Genomic DNA, 3,097 nt, shown 5'->3' on the forward strand with positions numbered 1-3,097 from the left:
TCACCCGGGGCGGCGGCCAGAACGCCGGCATCGCCCCGCAGTTTCGCGCCCAGGGCTCCGAGGTGTTCCAGGACGGCCAGCGCGGTTACGGCGTGCGCCACCCGGCGAACTTCAACGCCTACGAAGGCGCCGACATCGTCGCCGGGCCGTCGTCGGTCACCTACGGTTCGGTGTCCGGCAGCGGCGGCTATGTGAACTACCTGAGCAAGAAACCCGACTTCAATGAGTTCAAGACCAAGCTCAGCGGTGAGCTGGGCTCGTGGATACCGGACGGCACGTCCCGCAGTTCCAACAAATTCAGCATCGACAATACCGGGCCACTGAGCGACAACCTGGCCTACCGCCTGAGCATCACCAAGCAGCGCCAGCAGGACTTCTACGACAACGTCGACAATAATTTCGACGCGTTCTACGGTGCCCTCGCCTGGCGCAACGACAACGTGCGGGTGGACTGGAACGCCAGCTACGACAACTACTACGACTACAACATCACCCACGGCTGGAACCGCGCCACCCAGGACCTGGTGGACAACGGCAAGTACTACGCCGGGCGCGCCACGCCGATTATCCAGAACGGCAACACCCTGTGGTCGCCGGTGCTGGCCTCTGGCGCCGCCGATGCGCCAACCCTCGGCTGGGTCAAGCGCCAGCGCAATGCCCAGGGCCAATACAGCGTGGTGGACGGCAGCTTCCAGACCGCCTCGCCCAACACCCAGAGCAACCCCGGCAGCCTGCGGGGCTGGGTGTATGACCCGACGCTGGCGGGCAACGGCGAACGCTCGCTGTCCTCGCAAACCGGGCAACGCAAGGAAGACGAAAGCAGCTCCCGGCGCTTTACCACGCAACTGCGCGTCGAGGCCGACTTGTCGCCCACCATCACGCTGGCCAACAGCACGTTCTACGAACGCTCCAAGGACATCACCGATGCCGTGGGTTCGTTCCAGGTGCAGTCCAAAGACAACATCTTCGACAACCGCTTCGAATTCCGCTCGCGCAATGAAACCCGCCTGGGCGGCTGGACCCTGCGGGATGACAGCAACACCGGCCTGATCTATCGCCGCGAATTCAACCAATCGATTGCGGCCAATAACAGCTTCGGCTCCACCATCAACGCCTATGACCTGACCCAGAACCCTTCGGGCAAGAACCCCGGCGACCTGCTGGGCCTTACCGGTGCCAACCCCGCCGGCGGCAATGGCGCATGGATCGGCCAGCCCGGCGTGCCGCAGTATTCCAACTACTACGGCTGGCTGAACCTGCCGCCGATGTACCCGGCCGGGCACGGGCTCTACGCCGAGTCTGTAGCGCCCTACACCGCCGAAAGCACCTGGACCACCAAGACCCTGTTCAGCCAGCACAACCTCAAGTACGGCGACTACTTCGGCCTGAACATCGGTGCCAGCCGCAGCTGGATCGAGGCCGAGATCGACAACCCGTTCGTGCTCGCCGGCGGCAACCCGCGCAAGGACAGCGACAACTACCGGCTGTTCGCGTTCCAGGTCAGCCCCTACGTCAAGCCCACGGAAAACACCACGCTGTATTACACCTTCGATCGCTCGCTGGCGGTCAACACCGGGTTCTTCTCCAACGGCCTGGGCTGGGGCAGCGGCAGTGGCGCCAACCAGCTCAACCCGTTGGCGTTCCAAAGCCTGAGCGTGTTGCACGAAGTGGGCGTGAAGGTCGAAGCGGTGCCCAACCAATTGTTCATGACCCTGGCCGCGTTCAAGCAGGCTCGGGACCAGGCGCCAGACAGCAACAACAGCATCGCGCGGCTGGTGATCAAGGGCGTGGAAGCCACCGTGCGCTATCAGCCGGATGACCACCTGCGCAGCGGCCTGAACCTGTCCAAGCTCAATGCCTACAACGAATTCACCTCCCAGGCGGGATTTGCATCGGCCGGGTTCGTGCCCGACAACGGCACGGTGTTCGGCGATAACAACAGCCTCAACCAGCGACCTTCCGGGCGTTTCGACGCGGTGCAGATTCCCGAATACACCGCCAGTGGCTACGTCGACTACCGCTTCGACTCGGGCTTTGGCGCCGAGCTGTCCGGCTGGTGGACCAGCAACTGGTACCTGAACCTGAGCAAGACCGTAAAGATCCCCAACGAATACAACCTCGACCTTGCCGTGTACTACCGCCAGCCGCAGTGGAGCACCACCTTGCGCGTGCTGAACCTGACCAACGAACTGAACTTCGTCAGCGGCCTGGCCGGCTCCACCAACACCTTCCTGCAACCGATGCCGGGCCGCACCTTGCTGGCCCAGGTCGACTACCAGTTCTAACCCTCAAAGGAGCCCCAGCATGTCCATTGAATTTGTCGGCATGATCTTCCCCCGCCAATGGTCCGAGACCCGTGGCGTGCGCAGCCCGGATTTCGACCTCGACTTTATCCGCCACCACGCCCGCGCCCATGAACACGCAGGCTTTGACCGGGTACTGATCGCCAGCGGGCCCGGCAGCGCCGACAGCCTGCAAATCGCCGCCTACGCGGCGGCGCACACCGAGCGCCTGGGCTTCATGATCGCCCACCGCCCGGGGCTCACTGCGCCGACGGTCGCAGCCCGCGCGTTTGCCACGCTGGACCACACCACCGGCGGCGGGCGCATTCGCCTGCATGCCATCACCGGCATCACCGCCGAACCCCAGGAAGGCGACTTCCTGCTGGACAAGACCGAGCGCTACCAACGCACCGACGAATACCTGGAGATCGTGCGGCGCACCTGGGCCGCCGAGGAGCCTTTCGACTTCGAGGGCAAGTACTTCAACATCAAGGGCGCGTTTTCCCCGGTCAAGCCGCTGCAACAGCCGCATATCCCGATTTCGTTTGGCGGCTCGTCGGACATTGCCTACCAGATTGCGGTCAAGCATGCGGACCTGTATGCGCTGTGGGGCGAACCGTTGAGCGGTGTGGCGGAGCAGATTGCCAAGCTCAAGGCGGCGGCCAGTGCGGCGGGTGTACAGGCGCCAAGGGTGAGTTTGTCGGTGCGCCTTATCTTGGGCGCGACCGAGGAACTGGCGTGGCAGCGGGCCGAGCAGATTCTGGAGCAGATCAAGGCCAACCCGCAGTTCGCGGCGGGCAACCCGTGGCAGAAGC

Annotated in this window: 2 protein-coding genes; both read left to right on the top strand. The window is 64.0% G+C overall.

Annotated elements, in window-relative coordinates:
- Positions 1–2,285 (top strand): TonB-dependent receptor (locus tag HX846_RS24450; protein ID WP_178966248.1); only part of this gene is annotated, 2,285 nt, incomplete at its 5' end.
- Positions 2,286–2,304: 19 nt separating this feature from the next.
- Positions 2,305–3,097, top strand: a 793-nt coding sequence (locus HX846_RS24455; RefSeq protein ID WP_178966249.1) for an LLM class flavin-dependent oxidoreductase, incomplete at its 3' end; no start/stop codon positions are given.

The sequence above is a fragment of the Pseudomonas sp. K5002 genome (assembly GCF_013386655.1).
Taxonomy (GTDB): domain Bacteria; phylum Pseudomonadota; class Gammaproteobacteria; order Pseudomonadales; family Pseudomonadaceae; genus Aquipseudomonas.